The organism is Cupriavidus necator A5-1, from assembly GCF_000744095.1.
Lineage (GTDB): Bacteria > Pseudomonadota > Gammaproteobacteria > Burkholderiales > Burkholderiaceae > Cupriavidus > Cupriavidus necator_A.
The window spans coordinates 3,650,890-3,667,499 of record NZ_JQLI01000008.1 but is presented as its reverse complement, the minus strand read 5'-3'; the positions used below and the strand labels follow the sequence as shown (position 1 = coordinate 3,667,499).

The window sequence follows — 16,610 nt, the reverse complement described above, 5'->3', positions numbered from 1 at the left end:
ACCGTAGATGAATGACATCAATCCCGCCTTCGTGATGCCCGACGTCCAGTCGAGCCTCGACACCCGCCAGATCCCCATCCAGCGCGTCGGTGTCAAGGGCGTGCGATATCCCGTGACCCTGAAGACCCCGACCGGCGTGGTGCCGACCGTGGGCACCTTCAACCTCGACGTGCACCTGCCGGCGGACCAGAAGGGCACGCATATGTCGCGCTTCGTCGCGCTGCTGGAAGAAGAGCGCGAACCGCTGGAGCTGGCCAGCTTCCGCCTGCTGCTCGACAAGATGCTGGAAAAGCTCGAAGCCGAGGCCGGCCGCATCGAGGTCACCTTCCCGTACTTCATCAGCAAGATCGCGCCGGTGTCGGGCGTGCAGTCGCTGCTGGACTACGAGGTCACGCTGACCGGCGAAGTGCGCAACGGCGTCACGCGCGTGTTCCTGAAGGCGCTGGTGCCGGTGACCAGCCTGTGCCCGTGCTCGAAGAAGATCTCGCAATACGGCGCGCACAACCAGCGCTCGCATATCACCATGAACGTGGAGCTGGCCGATGATCTGCCGGTGGAAGCGCTGGTGCGCATGGCCGAGGAAGAGGCTTCGTGCGAGCTGTGGGGTTTGCTCAAGCGCCCGGACGAGAAGTTCGTGACCGAGCGTGCTTACGAGAACCCCAAGTTCGTCGAGGACCTGGTGCGCGATATCGCGATGCGGCTGAACGCGGACGACCGCATCGTCGCCTATGTGCTGGAGGCAGAGAACTTCGAGTCGATCCACAACCACAGCGCGTATGCGGTGATCGAGCGGGATAAGCGGGTGAACTGATCCCGTTGTCGCTGCTATGGAAAAAGCCACCGCATGCGGTGGCTTTTCCTTTATCGTGAGCCTCAGCGTACTTTGCTCCCTCTCCCGCACGCGGGAGAGGGAGCACCCAAGCGCTCATTCGACACGCTTGGGTATGCCAACGGTCAGGCCGCCGACGGCAACCGGATATCCGCCAGATCCCACCGCGGCGTCACCCCATAGCCATACTCATGCCGCGCCAGCTCCGGTGCTGCCTGCAACCGCATCGCCCCGGCAAACGCAATCATCGCGCCGTTATCCGTGCAGAAGGCCAAATCCGGGTAATACACCTCGATCCTGCGCTGCTTGCCGAGTTGGTCCAAGCGCTCGCGCAACTGCCGGTTGGCACCCACGCCGCCGGCCACCACCAGCCGCTTGTGCCCGGTCTGCTTGAGCGCCGCCATCGACTTGGCGGCGAGCACGTCGACAATCGCATCGACAAAGGCACGCGCCAGGTTGGCCCGATCCTGCTCGCAGGTATTGGAGAGCTTGCGCGTCTGCGTCAGCACCGCGGTCTTCAACCCCGCGAACGAGAAATCCAGGTTGCCTGAATGGAGCATCGGCCGCGGCAGGGCGAACGCACCGGGCGTGCCGAACTCGGCCAGCCGCGACACTTCCGGGCCGCCGGGATAGCCCAGGCCGAGCAGCTTGGCAGTCTTGTCGAAGGCCTCGCCCGCGGCGTCGTCCAGCGTCTCGCCCAGCAAGGTGTAGTCGCCGATGCCGCGCACTTCCATCAACTGCGTATGCCCGCCGGACACCAGCAGCGCCACGAACGGGAAGGGCGGCGGTTCGCGCGTCAGCAGCGGCGACAGCAGGTGGCCTTCCAGATGGTGCACGCCGACCATCGGCACGTTCAGCGCAAAGCCCAGCGCATTGGCCACCGAGGCGCCAACCAGCAGCGCGCCGGCCAGTCCCGGGCCCTGGGTGAAGGCGATGGCGTCGATGTCCTTGCGCGTGCGGCCAGCCTCGGCCAGCACCTGCTCCAGCAGCGGCAGCACGCGCCGGATATGGTCGCGCGAGGCCAGTTCGGGGACCACGCCGCCATAGTCGCGGTGCATGGCGATCTGCGAGTGCAGCGCATGCGAGAGCAGGCCGGCCTCGGTGTCGTAGAGGGCCAGCCCGGTTTCGTCGCAGGAAGATTCGATGCCGAGGACAAGCATGGGTGAGGAGCATACGGCCGTCCCGGTCAAGGAAACGGCTGTGGAAACAACAGGTTGCAGGAAGCGCGCAGGGTAGCACAGCGGCGCGCCGCGTGCTTTTCGCTACAATCTGCCCTTTCTCTGGCGGTGGCAACACAATGGATTTTCGAGGCGGGCAATGAGCGGGGTGGCAACGACCCGGACGGGCCGGTATGACGTGGCCGTGCTGGGCGCGGGCGCGGCCGGCATGATGTGCGCCGCCGTGGCCGGCCAGGGCGGCGCGCGCGTGGTGCTGATCGACCATGCCACCAAGCTCGCCGAGAAGATTCGCATCTCCGGCGGCGGGCGCTGTAATTTCACCAACGTGCAGGCCGGCCCCGCCAATTACCTGTCGTCCAATCCGCACTTCTGCCGCTCGGCGCTGGCGCGCTACACGCCGCAGGATTTCCTCGACCTGATGCGCCGGTACGGCATCGCCTGGCATGAGAAGCACCGCGGACAGCTGTTCTGCAACGACAGCGCCGAAGACGTGATCGCCATGCTGCGTGCGGAATGCGACACCGGCCATGTGCGCTGGCAGACCGGCTGCACCGTGGCCGAGATCCGGCGCGAGGGCGACGACTTCCTGCTGCTGACCTCGACTGGCACAGTGCGCGCCGGGGCCGTGGTGGTGGCCACCGGCGGGCTGTCGATCCCCAAGATCGGTGCCACCGACTTCGGCTACCGCATTGCCCGGCAATTCGGCCTGGGCATCGTCGAAACGCGGCCCGCTCTGGTTCCGCTGACCTTCGACGGCAAGGACTGGGCGCCGTTCGCGCCGCTGGCCGGGGTCTCGCTTGAAGTCGATGTCGCCACCGGCAGCGGCACGACGGCCGGCGCCTTCCGCGAGGATCTGCTGTGGACGCACCGGGGCCTGTCCGGCCCGGCCGTGCTGCAGATCTCCAGCTACTGGCGCCCCGGCACGCCGATCGCCATCGACCTGTTCGACGGCGAGGACGCCGCCGCCTGGCTGCTGGAGCAGAAGGGCGGCAGCCGCAAGCACCTGGGCAACCTGCTGGCGCAACGGCTGCCGGCGCGGCTGGCCGATGCCTGGTGCGCAGCGTCGGGCGTGGATGCCACGCTGCCGCTGCACGATATTACGGACAAGGCGCTGCGCAAGCTCGGCGCCACGCTCAATGACTGGCGCATCGTGCCGTCCGGCACCGAGGGGTATCGCAAGGCCGAGGTGACGATCGGGGGCGTGGATACGCGCGCCTTGTCCTCGACCACGATGATGGCCCGCGACGTGCCGGGGCTGTATTTCATCGGCGAGGTAGTCGACGTGACCGGGTGGCTGGGCGGCTACAACTTCCAGTGGGCGTGGGCGTCCGCGGTAGCGGCCGGGGAGGCGGTTGCCGAGGCGGCACGGACGTCGGCCGCGGGGCAATCGGTGGCCTAAGCAGCCGTGGGCCGTCTGGTGGAAACGCGGCGCAAACGGCACGGGGTCAGTGTCCGTTGTGCGCCACTTCCGTGGCAGATCGTTGGTGCTACAATCCAATGCTTCGTAAAGCCGTTATCCCGAAAATTCCCTTATTTTCTGGCCAAATGACCACGATCCGTCTCAAGGAAAGCGAGCCTTTTGAAGTCGCCATGCGCCGTTTCAAGCGCACCATCGAGAAAAACGGGCTGATTCCCGAACTTCGGTCCCGCGAGTTTTACGAAAAGCCCACCGCCGCGCGCAAGCGCAAGAAGGCTGCCGCCGAAAAGCGCCACTACAAGCGCATCCGCAGCCAGATGCTGCCGAAGAAGCTCTATTGACCAGCCTCTTTCCGCCTGCATCCGACCCGCTGTGGCGTACGCTTCGGCGGGTTTTTGCGTTCTGGGCCTTGCAGTGCGCGGCCACCGCCGCAACCTGTGAGTGTCCACCCACTTTCTGGAAGATCACGATGTCCCTCAAAGCCCGTATTAGCGAAGACATGAAGACCGCCATGCGCGCCCGCGAAACGGATCGCCTCGGCACCATCCGCCTGCTGCTGGCCGCCATCAAGCAACGCGAGGTCGATGAGCGCGTCGAACTGGACGATACCGCCGTGCTGGCCGTGGTCGAAAAACTGATCAAGCAGCGCAAGGACTCGATCTCGCAATTCCAGCAGGCGGGCCGCAACGACCTGGCCGACAAGGAACTGGCAGAGGTCGAAGTGCTCAAGGTCTACATGCCCGCGGCGCTGTCGGATGAGGAAGTCGCCGCCGAGGTGCAGCAGGCCGTGGCCGCCACCGGTGCCGCCGGTCCGCAGGACATGGGCAAGGTCATGGGCGTCCTCAAGGGCAAGCTGGCCGGGCGCGCCGACATGACCGCCGTGTCGGCCCTGGTCAAGGCCGCGCTGGCTCCGAAGTAAATGCTGATTTAATCGGTTGTAAGCGCGATGAGTGTCGGATCGGCGAGATTCGGCGCAGATGCACGGAGTTGAAAACAAGTCCGGGCGGCCTTATCGTCGCTGCACTACAATAATCCGATAGCAACCGGGCGCGCACCGGTCACGCATTCCTAGAAAAACGCCGCCCGCCGCGGGACGGCCATGCCTCAGGACGGTCAGTCGGGTGATTCCGCAATCCTTTATTCAGGACCTGCTCAACCGTGTCGACATTGTCGATGTGGTGGGAAAGTACGTACAGCTGAAGAAGGGCGGCGCCAATTTCATGGGGCTGTGCCCCTTCCATAACGAGAAGTCCCCGTCATTTACGGTGTCGCCGACCAAGCAGTTCTACCACTGCTTCGGCTGCGGCGCCCACGGCTCGGCCATCGGCTTCCTGATGGAGTACTCGGGCCAGTCTTATCCGGAGGCGGTGCGCGAACTGGCCCAGTCGGTCGGCATGTCCGTGCCGGAAGAGCGCGACCGGCTGCCGCCGGGCCAGCGCGCCGAACAGCAGGCCCGTTCGGTGGCGCTGTCCGATGCCATGAGCCGCGCGACCGACTTTTACCGCCGCCAGCTTCGGACCGCCCCGCAGGCGATCCAGTACCTGAAGGGGCGCGGGCTGACCGGCGAGATCGCCGCGAACTTCGGCCTCGGCTATGCCGCGGACGACTGGCAGGGCCTGGAGGCCGTGTTCGGCAGCTATCGTGACGACAATATCGCCGGCCCGCTGGTCGAGGCCGGCCTGCTTATCGAGAGCGACAAGCGCGATGCGGACGGCAAGCCACGCCGTTATGACCGCTTCCGCGACCGCATCATGTTCCCCATCCGCAACACCAAGGGGGCCGTGATCGGCTTCGGTGGCCGCGTGATGGGGCAGGGCGAACCCAAGTACCTGAACTCGCCCGAGACCCCGCTGTTCAGCAAGGGCACGGAACTGTACGGGCTGTTCGAGGCTCGTCATGCCATTCGGGAAACCGGCTACGTGCTGGTGGTCGAAGGGTATATGGACGTCGTGGCGCTGGCCCAGCTCGGTTTTGCCAATGCCGTTGCCACCCTCGGCACGGCGTGCACTCCTGTGCACGTGCAGAAGCTGCTGCGCCAGACCGACGCGGTGGTGTTCTCGTTCGACGGTGACGCGGCCGGGCGCCGCGCCGCGCGGCGCGCGCTGGAAGCCTGCCTGCCGCATGTAGCGGACAACAAGACCATCCGCTTCCTGTTCCTGCCGGCCGAGCACGACCCGGACAGCTATGTACGCGAAGAGGGCACCGAGGCCTTTGCCACCCAGGTGCGCAATGCCATGCCGCTTTCGCGATTCTTGCTGCAATCGGTGACGGAAGAGCTCGACATGCGCCAGCCCGAAGGCCGCGCTCGTGCCCAATACGACGCCAAGCCGCTGCTGCAGGCGATGCCCTCCGGCGGCCTGCGGCTACAGATTGTGCGCGAACTTGCCGATGCCACGGGTACGACACCCGCGGAGATCGAGGCGATCTGCGGCCTGCGTAGCGACCCGGCCCGGGTCGGCCGCTTTGAAAAACCGCGCCCGCGCGCGCGGCGCCAGGCCCCGACCGGCCTCGAGCAGCGAGTGATCCAGCTGCTGATGTGCTATCCGGCGCTGTCGGCCCGGCTCGACGAGGATGCGCGCGCGCTGCTGCTCGATGGCGAGAGCGGCGGTGAAAGCGAAGTGCTGGCTCACCTGGTGTCGGCGTGTGACGGGATCCAGGGTGAGGTCAACTTTGCGGCCTTCAGCGAACATCTGGCACAGTCGCCCTACGCTGAGATGTATGCCGGGGCGCGCACCTCGGTGTTGCGGGAAGAGATCGAAGAAGAACCAGCGACCCATGAATTCGACGCGGCCATCACCAAGCTGCTGGCCGAGCCGCTACGGCGCGAACTCGACGGCCTGCAGGCGGAAGTGGTGGCCGGCACGGCCGATGAAGCGGCCAAGCAGCGCATGCGCTGGCTGGTGAGTGAAATCCACCGGCGGCGCCAACTTGGCTGAGGCGCCGCTGGGCGCACTGGCTATCACACTGGCTATCAACCAGGAGGCGGCAGTAAGCGTTGATTGAGGGGCTTGGGCCGGCACCGCCGAGCTTAAGCCTTGATTTTTCAGGTGAAAACCTCACCTGACCGGAAGCTGGCTATCTGTGGCGTGCTACAATAGCCGGTTTGGATTGCGAAATCTTTCTTCCCAGTTCTGGTGAAAGTGAGCGTGCCAATGGCAAAGGCCAAAGCAACCGAAACGGTTACCTCGAAAGCTCCCCAATCAGGGGGCGGCAAGGCGTCTGTGAAAACAACGGCGGCGAAGACATCGACCGCGTCAGTCAAGACACCAGCCCGGTCTGCGCCATCAAAGTCCGCGCGTAGCGTTGCAAAGACGCCCGCCGAGACGACTCACACCAGGACTCGCACATCCAAGGAAACACAGGCCTCGACTTCGGCACGCGAGACCGGCAAGAGCGCCAGTACGAGCGGCAAGGTCGCCGCATCTGCACCAGTGAAAGGCAAGAGTATCACCGTGGCGAAACAGCAGAATACCGAAGTCGAGAGCAAGCGAGCGGCAGCAGCCGGCGCCAAGAGCGGAACCGCCAAGGCGGACACCACCGCGACGGCGTCCAAGGCGCGCGCCGCGACACCTGCATCCGTTGCATCCGAGCGTCCCGCTGCGCCGGCAATCAAGCCGGAGCCGAAAAAGCGTGGCCGCAAGCCCAAGGCCGAGATGCAGCACGACGACAGCACAACAGACGACGTGACTGAAGAGTTTTACGAGAACGATACGCCGGCGGCGACCCCCACCGCGGCACCGAAGACCGAAAAGCAGAAGGCCAAGGACCGCAAGGCCAAGGAAAAGGCCCTGCTCAAGGAATTCGCTTCGACCCAGCAGGGCACCGAGGAAGAGCTTGAACTGCGCCGCCAGAAGCTCAAGGCGCTGATCAAGCTGGGCAAGTCGCGCGGCTACCTGACCTACGCGGAAATCAACGATCACCTGCCGGACGACATGGTCGATTCGGAAACGATCGACACGCTGGTCGCCACGCTGAACGACATCGGTATCGCTGTCTACGAACAGGCGCCGGATGCCGAGACGCTGCTGCTCAACGACAACGCCCCGTCGGCCACCAGCGAGGAAGAAGCCGAGGAAGAGGCCGAAGCGGCCCTGTCCACGGTGGACTCCGAGTTCGGCCGCACCACCGACCCGGTGCGCATGTACATGCGGGAAATGGGCACGGTCGAGCTGCTCACGCGCGAAGGCGAAATCGAGATCGCCAAGCGCATCGAGGCCGGCCTGAAGGACATGGTGATGGCGATTTCGGCTTGCCCGGTCACCATCTCCGAGATCCTCGCCCACGCCGAGCGCGTCGCCAGCGACGAGATCAAGATCGACGAATTCGTCGACGGCCTGATCGACCCGAACGCCGATGAAGCCCCTGAAGCGCCCGCAGCCCCGGCTGCAGCGGCCGACGATGAGGATATCGAGTCCGACGACGAAGAGGAAGGCGACGAGGACGATGACGACGAAGGCGGCGCCGGCGCCGGTGCCTCCGCGCGTCAGCTCGAAGAACTGAAGCAGAACGCGCTGGAGAAATTCCGCGTGATCGCCGAGCAGTTCGACAAGATGCGCCGCGCGTTCGAGAAGGAAGGCTACAACTCCAAGCCCTACGTCAAGGCGCAGGAAGCGATCCAGGCCGAACTGATGGGCATCCGCTTCACCGCCCGCAATGTCGAGCGCCTGTGCGACACACTGCGCGGCCAGGTGGACGAAGTGCGCAAGCTCGAGCGCTCGATCCTGAATATCGTGGTCGACAAGTGCGGCATGCCGCGCTCGGAATTCGTCGCCCGCTTCCCGGGCAACGAGACCAACCTCGAGTGGATCAACACCGTGGTGGCCGACGGCAAGGGCTACAGCGGCATTGTCGAGCGCAACGTGCCGGCCGTGCATGAACTGCAGCAGAAGCTGATCGACCTGCAGTCGCGCGTAGTGCTGCCGCTGAAGGAACTGAAGGGCGTCAACCGCAAGATGGCCGAGGGCGAGCGTCGTGCCCGCGAAGCCAAGCGCGAGATGACCGAGGCCAACCTGCGCCTGGTGATCTCGATCGCCAAGAAGTACACCAACCGCGGCCTGCAGTTCCTCGACCTGATCCAGGAAGGCAATATCGGCCTGATGAAGGCGGTGGACAAGTTCGAATACCGCCGCGGCTACAAGTTCTCGACGTACGCCACGTGGTGGATCCGCCAGGCCATCACGCGCTCGATCGCCGACCAGGCGCGCACCATCCGTATCCCGGTGCACATGATCGAGACGATCAACAAGATGAACCGCATCTCGCGCCAGATCCTGCAGGAAACCGGCAATGAGCCGGATCCGGCAACGCTGGCCGAGAAGATGGAGATGCCGGAAGACAAGATCCGCAAGATCATGAAGATCGCCAAGGAACCGATCTCCATGGAAACGCCGATCGGTGACGACGACGACTCCCATCTGGGCGACTTCATCGAGGACACCAACACGCTGGCCCCGGCCGAAGCGGCGCTGCACGGCTCCATGCGCGACGTCGTCAAGGACGTACTGGACTCGCTGACGCCGCGCGAAGCCAAGGTGCTGCGCATGCGCTTCGGCATCGAAATGAGTACCGACCATACGCTGGAAGAGGTCGGCAAGCAGTTCGACGTCACGCGTGAACGGATCCGCCAGATCGAGGCCAAGGCGCTGCGCAAGCTGCGCCACCCGAGCCGCTCGGACAAGCTTAAGAGTTTCCTGGAAGGCAACTAAACGCTTCCAAGGGCCTCTAGCTCATGCCTGGTTAGAGCAGCGGACTCATAATCCGTTGGTGCCGTGTTCGACTCACGGGAGGCCCACCAATGCAATTGAAAAAGGGGTTACGGTGAACGCCGTAACCCCTTTTTTAATAAGCTGCGCAGATGTCGGCGTTGTCAGTGTTCGGCGTCATTGAATGCCTTGAACGTCTTCACGTCTGCCCACCTTGTAGAACAGTTCCAGCCCGGAACCCGGCGGCTGCCAGCGAGCAACCAGGCTCAGCGCCGATCCCCCAGCACCGTCGCCCGCGTGAAATCCTCGATATTGTCCAGCAGCGCATCCAGCGCCTTGCCAGCCCCGTCGATATCGCCCTTGGCAATGGCTGCCGCCACATTGGCATGCAGCTTGGCCATCTGCGGCAGGTCTGCCGCTTCCTTGTAGTGCAGGTACCAGAAGCGCCGTGACAGCCCGTGCATCAGCCGCATCGCGCCTTCGGCAAACTCGTTGCGCGCGGCGGCCAGGCATAGCTCATTGAACTCGCGGTCGGCGCGTACGAAGGAGACGTCGTCGCCATTCTTGGCCGACTGCGCGAATTCCGTGGCGAGGCGCTTGAAGTGCGCGCGCTCGTCGGCGTTGGCGCGGCGCGCGGCGCTGCGGCAGATTAGTCGTTCGACTTCCCGGCGGGTTTCCAGCAGCCGCAGTTGTTTGCCCACGTCGATGGGCGGCACCAGCAGGCCGCGCTGCGGCAGCACGACTACCAGGTGTTCGCGCGCCAGGCGTTGAATGGCCTCGCGGATCGGCGTGCGACCGATGCCGGTCATCTCGCTGAGTTGCAGTTCCGAAATCGACGAGCCTGGCGCCAGCCGCAGCGTGACGATGGCTTCCTCGATCTGTTCGTAGGCGAGGTCGGTCAGCCGGCCACGCAGTCCGGGGGTCTGCTCGGCCGCTTCGTTCTCGGCCGGATGCGGGGCTGCCTTGTTGCGGGTTGCCATCTTGCCAGTCATTGCGGTCGGTAGTGTGCGCAGATCGCCAATTGTATATGACGCGCCGGGCAGTTCAGCCGCGGGGAGAGCATGGCCGGCGTTCGTATTCTTCATTGCCATATTCCCGCCTGCTGCTATGATACAACTAATATATTAGATGTACGGAGGAGCGATATGGATATTTTGCGAAGCGGCGAAGGGCCGGTGCGCGTGGTGGCGGTGCACGGCATCCAGGGTACCAATGCCGCGTGGCTGCCGCTGGCGCAGGCGCTGCGGCGCGAATGCCGCTTTGTGCTGCCGAACCTGTGGGGACGCGGGGACGCGCCCCGACCTGTGTCGCCGGCCGATTGCACGCTAGAGGGCTATGCGGCCATGGTGCGCGCGGTGATCGAGGCCGAGGCGGGTGACGAACCCTACGTGCTGGCAGGCTGGAGCATGGGGGTGTCGGTGGTGCTGTGCCTCGCGGCGCAGTTCCTTCGCGACGGACCCGGTCCCAGCGGCCTGCTGCTGCTGTCCGGTTCGCCGCAACTGACCGCAGCGCCGTGGTTCCATGCCACCGACGAGCCGCATTTGCTGGCCGAGATCGCGGCGCGCGAGCGGCGCCTGGGGCTGGCGCAGGCGGCCGACCACCAGACCGTGGCGTGGACCTGGCAGGCACTGCGCACAACCGACCAGCGCTGCCTGCTGCCATCGCTGCGCCTGCCCGCGCTGGTCGTGCATGGCGAAGGCGATGGCGATTGCCCAGCGCAACATGCGCGTGCTCTGGCCGCGGGCTTGCACCAGGCCAGCCTGGTGATGCTGCCAGGCGCCGGTCACGGCATCCTGGCCGCCAGTACCGCAGATGTCGCCGCAGCCGTGCGTGCGCACTTGCCGCGCCTCACCGCTGCGACAGCCACTGCCGCCTGAACGTTTCCCAAGGAGTCATTGATGAGAGTTGAAGACCTGGTGTTCTTCTGCGCGCCCTCGCGCCTGATCGTCGGCCCTGGCACCCGTGCCGGCCTGCCAGCGCTGCTCGCGCAGCTTGGCTATCGCAGCGGGGTGCTGGTGACGGACACGTTTTTCACGGACCAGACCCCATGGGTGAAGGAGTACGTCGAGGCCGCGCAGGCTCTCGGCATCGAGACCGTGGTCTACGATGGCGGCATCCCCGATCCCACCACCACGCAATGCGACGAGGCCACGGCCTCGGTGCGTGCGCGCCTCGCCGGCCGCACGCCGGACCACGTGATCGCGCTGGGCGGCGGCAGCAATATCGACCTTGCCAAGGCACTGTGCCTGACGTTGCCCGCAGGCCGTGCCATCGGCGATTTCGCCGGCGCCATCGACAGCGCCATGCCGGTGCTGCCGCTGGTGGCGTTGCCGACCACCGCCGGCACCGGCTCCGAAGCGACACCCGGCGCCATCCTGGTCGATCCCGCCAACGCTACCAAGATCGCCGTGATGGACAACCGGCTGCGCCCGGGCATTGCGCTGGTCGATCCCGAATTCACCTACACCTGCCCACCGCGCGTCACGGCGGACGCCGGCATCGATGCGCTCACCCATGCGATCGAGTCCTACCTGACCATCGATTCCTCCGCCTATGACCGCGCCGGCAATCCCGATCCCGGCTACAGCGGGCGCAACGGCATCACCATGTTGTTCGCGCGCGAGTCGATCCGCCTGTGCGCGCGCTACCTGCTGCGTGTGTACCGGGACGGCAGCGATACCGAGGCGCGCGTGGGGATGGCCTACGCCAGCCTCTATGCGGCGCTCTCGTACGGCAGCGCCGGGCTCAACGCGGTGCATGGCATTGCTTACGGCGTGGCGGGCATTACGCACAAGTCGCACGGCAGCACCAATGCGGTGGTGCTGCCCTATGTGCTCGACGCCCTGGCGCAGCAACGGCGTGCCGAACTGCTGGAAGTAGCGGACCTGTTCGGCATCGTGCAGGGTAGCGAAGTCGAGCGGGTGGCGCGCCTGCCGGTGGTGATCCGCGAGCTGGTGGAGGCGCTGGGCATACCGGGCACCCTGGCTGACTTCGGCATTGCGCAGGAACAACTTCCTGCACTGGTGCGCGACGCGCTGGGCGTGGCGCGCCTGGCCAAGGCACTCCCGGTGGCGGACGTGCCGCAGTGCTACGGCAAGATCATCCACAACGCCTGGCATGGCACGCTGCACGCCGAGGCGGGCAACGCGCGACAGGCGGCCTGAGCGGCACGCGGGCCGGCCTTGCATGGGCCTGCCGTCACATCCCCCCAAAAATCCCTTCGCTGCCTGTTACGGGGTTTTCCCTGAAATCCAATGTTTATCACTTGCATGCTTCTACGATACATCTAATATATTAGCCAGATGGCGCCCCCGATGCCGTCATAGACCACACAGGAGACAGACATGGATATGTCGGCAGGCAGCCTCAGGCTGAGCGCCGGGATCGCTGCCCGGTTGGAACGCTTGCCCATGACGGGCTACCAGCGTTCGTTGTTCGGCATCATCGCCACGGCGTGGTTCTTCGATTCGATGGACCTCGGCCTGATGACCTTCGTGCTCGGCTCGATCAAGGCCGAGTTCGGGCTCAGTGCGGCGCAGGCCGGCCTGCTGGCCAGCGCCAGTTTCCTCGGCATGTTCGCCGGCGCCGCCTCGGCCGGTATGCTGGCGGACCGCTTCGGGCGCAAGCCGGTGTTCCAGATCAGCATGATCTTCTGGGGCGTGGGCAGCCTGATGTGCGGGCTCGCTGATAGCGTGACGGCGCTGATGCTGTACCGCGTGCTGCTCGGTTTCGGCATGGGCATGGAATTCCCGATCGGGCTGTCGATGGTGTCGGAGATCGTGCCGGCGAAAAGCCGGGGCAAGTACGTTGCGATCCTCGAAGGCTTCTGGCCGATCGGCTTTATCGCGGCGGGCGTGCTGACCTATTTCCTGCTTCCGGTGATCGGCTGGCGCGGCATCTTCATTGCCCTGTCGGTGCCCGCGGTCTTTGTCTTCGTGGTACGCCGCCGCGTGCCCGAGTCGCCGCGCTGGCTCGAGGAAGTGGGGCGTGACCGCGAAGCCGACCACGTCATGGCGAACATCGAGCAGCACGTGCAACGCGCCAGCGGCAAGCCGCTGCCGCCGGTTGACGATACCTTCGCCCCGTCGCAGCGGCGTGCGCGCAAGGCGCTGTTCGCCGAGCTCTGGCACGGCCCCTACGCAAAGCGCACGCTGATGCTGTGGGCGGTCTGGTTCTTTGCGCTGCTCGGCTACTACGGCCTCACCACCTGGCTCGGCGCGCTGCTGCAGCAGGCCGGTTATGCCGTCACCAAGTCCGTGCTGTACACGGTCTACATCTCACTGGCGGGCATTCCCGGCTTCCTGTTCTCGGCCTGGCTGCTGGAGAAGTGGGGGCGCAAGCCGACCTGTGCCCTGATGCTCATCGGCAGCGCGCTGGCGGCGTATGCCTATGGCCAGGCCGCCGTGCACCGGCTGCCGGTCGAGCAACTGATTGCCGCCGGGCTGTGCATGCAGTTCTTCCTGTTCGGCATGTGGTCGGTCCTGTACGCCTATACGCCGGAGCTGTATCCCACGCGGTCGCGCGGCACCGGCTCGGGCTTTGCCTCATCGATCGGTCGGGTGGGATCGCTTGCCGGCCCCTACCTGGTAGGCGTGCTGCTGCCGGTTGCGGGGCAGGGCGGCGTGTTCACGATGGGGGCGCTGTCGTTTGCGGTCGCGGCCGTTGTCGTGCTGCTGTTCGGCGTCGAGACCAAGGGCAAGGCGCTGGAGGAAGTCTCGTACTAGCGCGCGGCAGTCCCCGCGAGATGGCCCCTGGCGCAAGGCAGGGGCCTTTTCTTTTGGGGCGCTGGCCACGGTCTGCGAGCGCCAGCATATCGGCCCAGCAAAAGCATCCACGCACCTTGACATGATATGATATCCGACTAATATATTAGTTACGTATCACCAACGAGGAGACGACCATGATGACAGAACGCCAGCGCAAATTCCGCGAACAGTACAAGGCCGATATCAGCCCGCTCTACAACGGCCTGCTGCATATCGCGGTGATCTACGGCGTCGGCGCCGCCGCGCTGTATTACGGCTTCGGGAAGCTGCAGCACGCCACCTGGGAATGGGTGCTGGTGCTGCCGGTGTTCCTGGCCGGCAACTTCGTCGAATGGGCGATGCACAAGTACGTGATGCACCGCCGGATCGATGTGTTCGCGCTGCGCGCCATCTATGAGCGCCACACGCGCCAGCACCACCAGTACTTCACCGATGAAGAGCCGACCATCGATACCACCCGCGAATTCCGCATCGTGTTCTTCCCGTGGCGCGTGCTGGCCACGCTCGGCGTAGGCGGCGGCGCGCTCGGCTACCTGGCCTCGGTGCTGCTGAACAGCAATGCCGGCTGGATCGTGTTCATGACGATGGTGGCGCAGTACCTGGTCTACGAGACCTTCCACTACTGCTGCCACGTGCATGAGAACTGGTTAGTGCGCAACATGCCCTTTGTCAACACGATTCGCCGCCACCATACCGCGCATCACAACATGGGCATCATGATGAAGTACAACATGAACCTGACCTTCCCGATCGCCGACTGGTTCATGGACACCAGCGACCTGCGCCGCGGCCTGGTTGGCCACCTGTTCAACGGCTACAGCGAGAAGCACGTCAAGGAGGAGCTCAAGCCCATCATCCGCAAGTTCCGCCACGACCATTCGCGCGTCACGCTGGATGGTCCGGAGCTGACCGATGACGAACGCAGCGTGATGGCTGCCTGAGCGCCGACACGGAAACGGGCTTCCGGACCTTGCGCCGGAAACCCGCACTGCCTGGGCAGCGTGCTTACTTCCAGAATCCCACGTGCGGCTTCGCCGCTTCCTCCTCCAGCACTGGCCCCACCACCGCCACTTGCCGTTGTCCGCGCGCAAATACCTCACGGCACGGCAGGGAAAGCGTCGGGTTCTCCGGATGGTTTCCGGTCAGCCCCAACAGGGCGTGTTCCGACAACGCATAAACGACGCGTCCGATGCCGGTCCAGTAGATCGCGCCGGCGCACATGCAGCACGGTTCCGCGCTGGTGTAGAGCGTGCATTGGGCAAGTGCTTCCGGCGGCAGGGCGCGGGCGGCCATGGCGGCGGCGACCAGTTCAGCGTGCTGCGTGGGATCGCCTTCCGGGGGCATTGAGTTATTGCCTGCGCTGGCGACGATCTTGCCGGCCTCGTCCGCGACCAGTGCCGCGAACGGGTGTCGGCCGCGTGCCTTGGATGTTTCGGATAGCGCAATCGACTGGCGCAGGAGGTCGAGATCGCGTCGCGAGAGCGCCGTGCCGGCCGGGTCTGATTGGCGGGTCATGCTGTGATCTCCGTTTGAAAGGGAAGGAGCAGACGGTATGCCGTGAAGGAGGAAGCATCATTCGGGCCACGTCCACGGCACTGGCGCTCGGGCAGCCATGCACTATCGTAGTCAGACGCGGGCGGTGGCCCCTGCGTTGCCGCCGCTCAGTCATTCAACCCGATCAGGAGGCAGTCAATGTCATATATCGACGGATTCTTGCTGGCCGTACCGCAAGCCAATCGCGAGACCTATCGCCAGGTGGCGCAGAAGGCGGCCGCTGTGTTCAAGGAACACGGCGCGCTGAAGGTGGTGGAATGCTGGGGTGACGATGTGCCGGAAGGCAAGGTCACGTCCTTTACGATGGCGGTCAAGCGCAAGGACGATGAAGCGGTGGTGTTCTCGTGGATCCTGTGGCCGTCGCGCGAAAAGCGCGATTCGGGGATGAAGGCGGCGATGGCGGATCCGCGCCTGAAGGAAAGCATGGACAATATGCCTTTCGATGGCCAGCGGATGATCTTCGGCGGCTTCGAAGTGATCGTCGACGAGTAGGGCCGTCGGCGGAATTTGCCGCGCCGGCGCTGCGACGCCGGCGCGGCTGCAAGTCAGTTCAGATCAGGTGGAAGACCATGCCGAGGGCGATCGCGCCACCCAGGGTTTCCACTGCTGCGAGGGCAAGGAGGTTCTTCAGTACGAACGCCTCTTCTTTCTTCGTCACCATGGTCTGTCTCCCGGTCATTGGAATATTTCTGGCGCCATCGACTGCAGCATCGCGCGGCTTCGGCGGATGCCAGGCTGTCGATGTGATTCCAGTAGACCGCAAGCGCAGGCGGGCCGGAAGCTGGCGAAAACCCGCTCGGAGAAAACCCGGATACCGTGCTGGCCAGGCAAAGGTGATGATTGACGGGCTTTGCAGGGCGCGGCGCGCGGGATGCGCCGGCCGTTCAGCAGTGTTGCGGCGGCCCGCAATTGGGTGATGCCGGCCGCGGCGCGATGCGCCAAGATCGAAGCGCGGGTGGTCGAATGATTGCCCCGCTACCATTTGAGCCCCGCTGCTTCCCCGCACGCGGGGCTTTTCTACGTCTGGGCGCGGCGGGCTCGGTGAGCGGAGTCAGTGCGCCCGCGGCGCTTGCCGGCCTGGTCGCGCAACGGCGCCGAAATGCCAGCGTAGGCGTCCCCCCTGTTCGGCCCCCCTGGCAGGGAGCGAGACCACAAAATCCGGAG

At 65.1% G+C, this 16,610-nt stretch carries 15 protein-coding genes and 1 tRNA gene; 12 read left to right on the top strand and 4 right to left on the bottom strand.

The window, feature by feature from the left end; translation table 11 throughout:
* Positions 1 to 7: 7 nt before the first annotated feature.
* Positions 8 to 811, top strand: a complete 804-nt coding sequence (gene folE2 / locus K307_RS41075) for a GTP cyclohydrolase FolE2 (RefSeq protein ID WP_042886744.1) — start codon at positions 8 to 10, stop codon at positions 809 to 811.
* Between the two features lie 143 nt (positions 812 to 954).
* On the opposite strand, the gene tsaD is transcribed toward folE2, so the two are convergent.
* A complete protein-coding gene (gene tsaD, locus K307_RS41070) occupies positions 955 to 1,989 on the bottom strand; it encodes a tRNA (adenosine(37)-N6)-threonylcarbamoyltransferase complex transferase subunit TsaD (protein WP_042886743.1) in 1,035 nt (344 codons plus the stop codon).
* 157 nt (positions 1,990 to 2,146) lie between these two features.
* Here tsaD and K307_RS41065 point away from each other — a divergent pair, with 157 nt between their 5' ends.
* From K307_RS41065 to K307_RS41040, 6 genes are all read left to right on the top strand, one after another.
* Complete coding sequence (locus K307_RS41065) at positions 2,147 to 3,406, top strand: NAD(P)/FAD-dependent oxidoreductase (protein WP_042886741.1); 1,260 nt, start codon at positions 2,147 to 2,149, stop codon at positions 3,404 to 3,406.
* 146 nt (positions 3,407 to 3,552) lie between these two features.
* On the top strand, positions 3,553 to 3,765 hold the full coding sequence (gene rpsU, locus K307_RS41060) for a 30S ribosomal protein S21 (protein WP_042886740.1): 213 nt from the start codon (positions 3,553 to 3,555) through the stop codon (positions 3,763 to 3,765).
* Positions 3,766 to 3,893: 128 nt separating this feature from the next.
* Positions 3,894 to 4,343, top strand: coding sequence for a GatB/YqeY domain-containing protein (locus K307_RS41055; protein ID WP_042886739.1), 450 nt, complete (start codon positions 3,894 to 3,896; stop codon positions 4,341 to 4,343).
* Positions 4,344 to 4,545: 202 nt separating this feature from the next.
* Positions 4,546 to 6,360, top strand: coding sequence for a DNA primase (gene dnaG / locus K307_RS41050; protein ID WP_042886738.1), 1,815 nt, complete (start codon positions 4,546 to 4,548; stop codon positions 6,358 to 6,360).
* A 495-nt stretch (positions 6,361 to 6,855) separates the two neighbouring features.
* Positions 6,856 to 9,129, top strand: coding sequence for an RNA polymerase sigma factor RpoD (gene rpoD / locus K307_RS41045; RefSeq protein WP_042888081.1), 2,274 nt, complete (start codon positions 6,856 to 6,858; stop codon positions 9,127 to 9,129).
* Positions 9,130 to 9,139: 10 nt separating this feature from the next.
* Positions 9,140 to 9,218: transfer RNA gene (locus tag K307_RS41040), tRNA-Ile, on the top strand.
* Between the two features lie 174 nt (positions 9,219 to 9,392).
* Here the strand turns inward: K307_RS41040 and K307_RS41035 are convergent.
* Positions 9,393 to 10,106 (bottom strand): GntR family transcriptional regulator, encoded by a 714-nt coding sequence (locus tag K307_RS41035; RefSeq protein WP_155301372.1) that lies wholly within the window; start codon positions 10,104 to 10,106, stop codon positions 9,393 to 9,395.
* 165 nt (positions 10,107 to 10,271) lie between these two features.
* Here K307_RS41035 and K307_RS41030 point away from each other — a divergent pair, with 165 nt between their 5' ends.
* The 4 genes from K307_RS41030 (at position 10,272) to K307_RS41015 (ending at position 14,833) form a co-directional block, all read left to right on the top strand.
* Positions 10,272 to 11,003, top strand: coding sequence for an alpha/beta fold hydrolase (locus K307_RS41030; RefSeq protein ID WP_042886735.1), 732 nt, complete (start codon positions 10,272 to 10,274; stop codon positions 11,001 to 11,003).
* Positions 11,004 to 11,024: 21 nt separating this feature from the next.
* Positions 11,025 to 12,290, top strand: a complete 1,266-nt coding sequence (locus K307_RS41025) for an iron-containing alcohol dehydrogenase (RefSeq protein WP_042886734.1) — start codon at positions 11,025 to 11,027, stop codon at positions 12,288 to 12,290.
* Between the two features lie 180 nt (positions 12,291 to 12,470).
* On the top strand, positions 12,471 to 13,850 hold the full coding sequence (locus tag K307_RS41020; RefSeq protein WP_042886733.1) for an MFS transporter: 1,380 nt from the start codon (positions 12,471 to 12,473) through the stop codon (positions 13,848 to 13,850).
* Positions 13,851 to 14,026: 176 nt separating this feature from the next.
* Positions 14,027 to 14,833 carry a hypothetical protein gene (locus K307_RS41015; RefSeq protein ID WP_042886732.1) on the top strand — a complete coding sequence of 269 codons (807 nt, stop codon included), beginning with the start codon at positions 14,027 to 14,029 and terminating at the stop codon, positions 14,831 to 14,833.
* Between the two features lie 64 nt (positions 14,834 to 14,897).
* Here the strand turns inward: K307_RS41015 and K307_RS41010 are convergent, their stop codons facing one another.
* Positions 14,898 to 15,407: a nucleoside deaminase gene (locus K307_RS41010; protein ID WP_042886731.1), complete on the bottom strand. Its 510-nt coding sequence runs from the start codon at positions 15,405 to 15,407 to the stop codon at positions 14,898 to 14,900.
* A gap of 177 nt (positions 15,408 to 15,584) precedes the next feature.
* On the opposite strand from K307_RS41010, the gene K307_RS41005 reads away from it, so the two are divergent.
* The gene (locus K307_RS41005; protein ID WP_042886730.1) at positions 15,585 to 15,938 is read left to right on the top strand and encodes a DUF1428 domain-containing protein; all 354 of its coding nucleotides are present in this window, start codon (positions 15,585 to 15,587) and stop codon (positions 15,936 to 15,938) included.
* A gap of 58 nt (positions 15,939 to 15,996) precedes the next feature.
* On the opposite strand, the gene K307_RS48345 is transcribed toward K307_RS41005, so the two are convergent.
* Positions 15,997 to 16,428: a hypothetical protein gene (locus K307_RS48345; RefSeq protein ID WP_155301371.1), complete on the bottom strand. Its 432-nt coding sequence runs from the start codon at positions 16,426 to 16,428 to the stop codon at positions 15,997 to 15,999.
* Positions 16,429 to 16,610 lie beyond the last annotated feature (182 nt).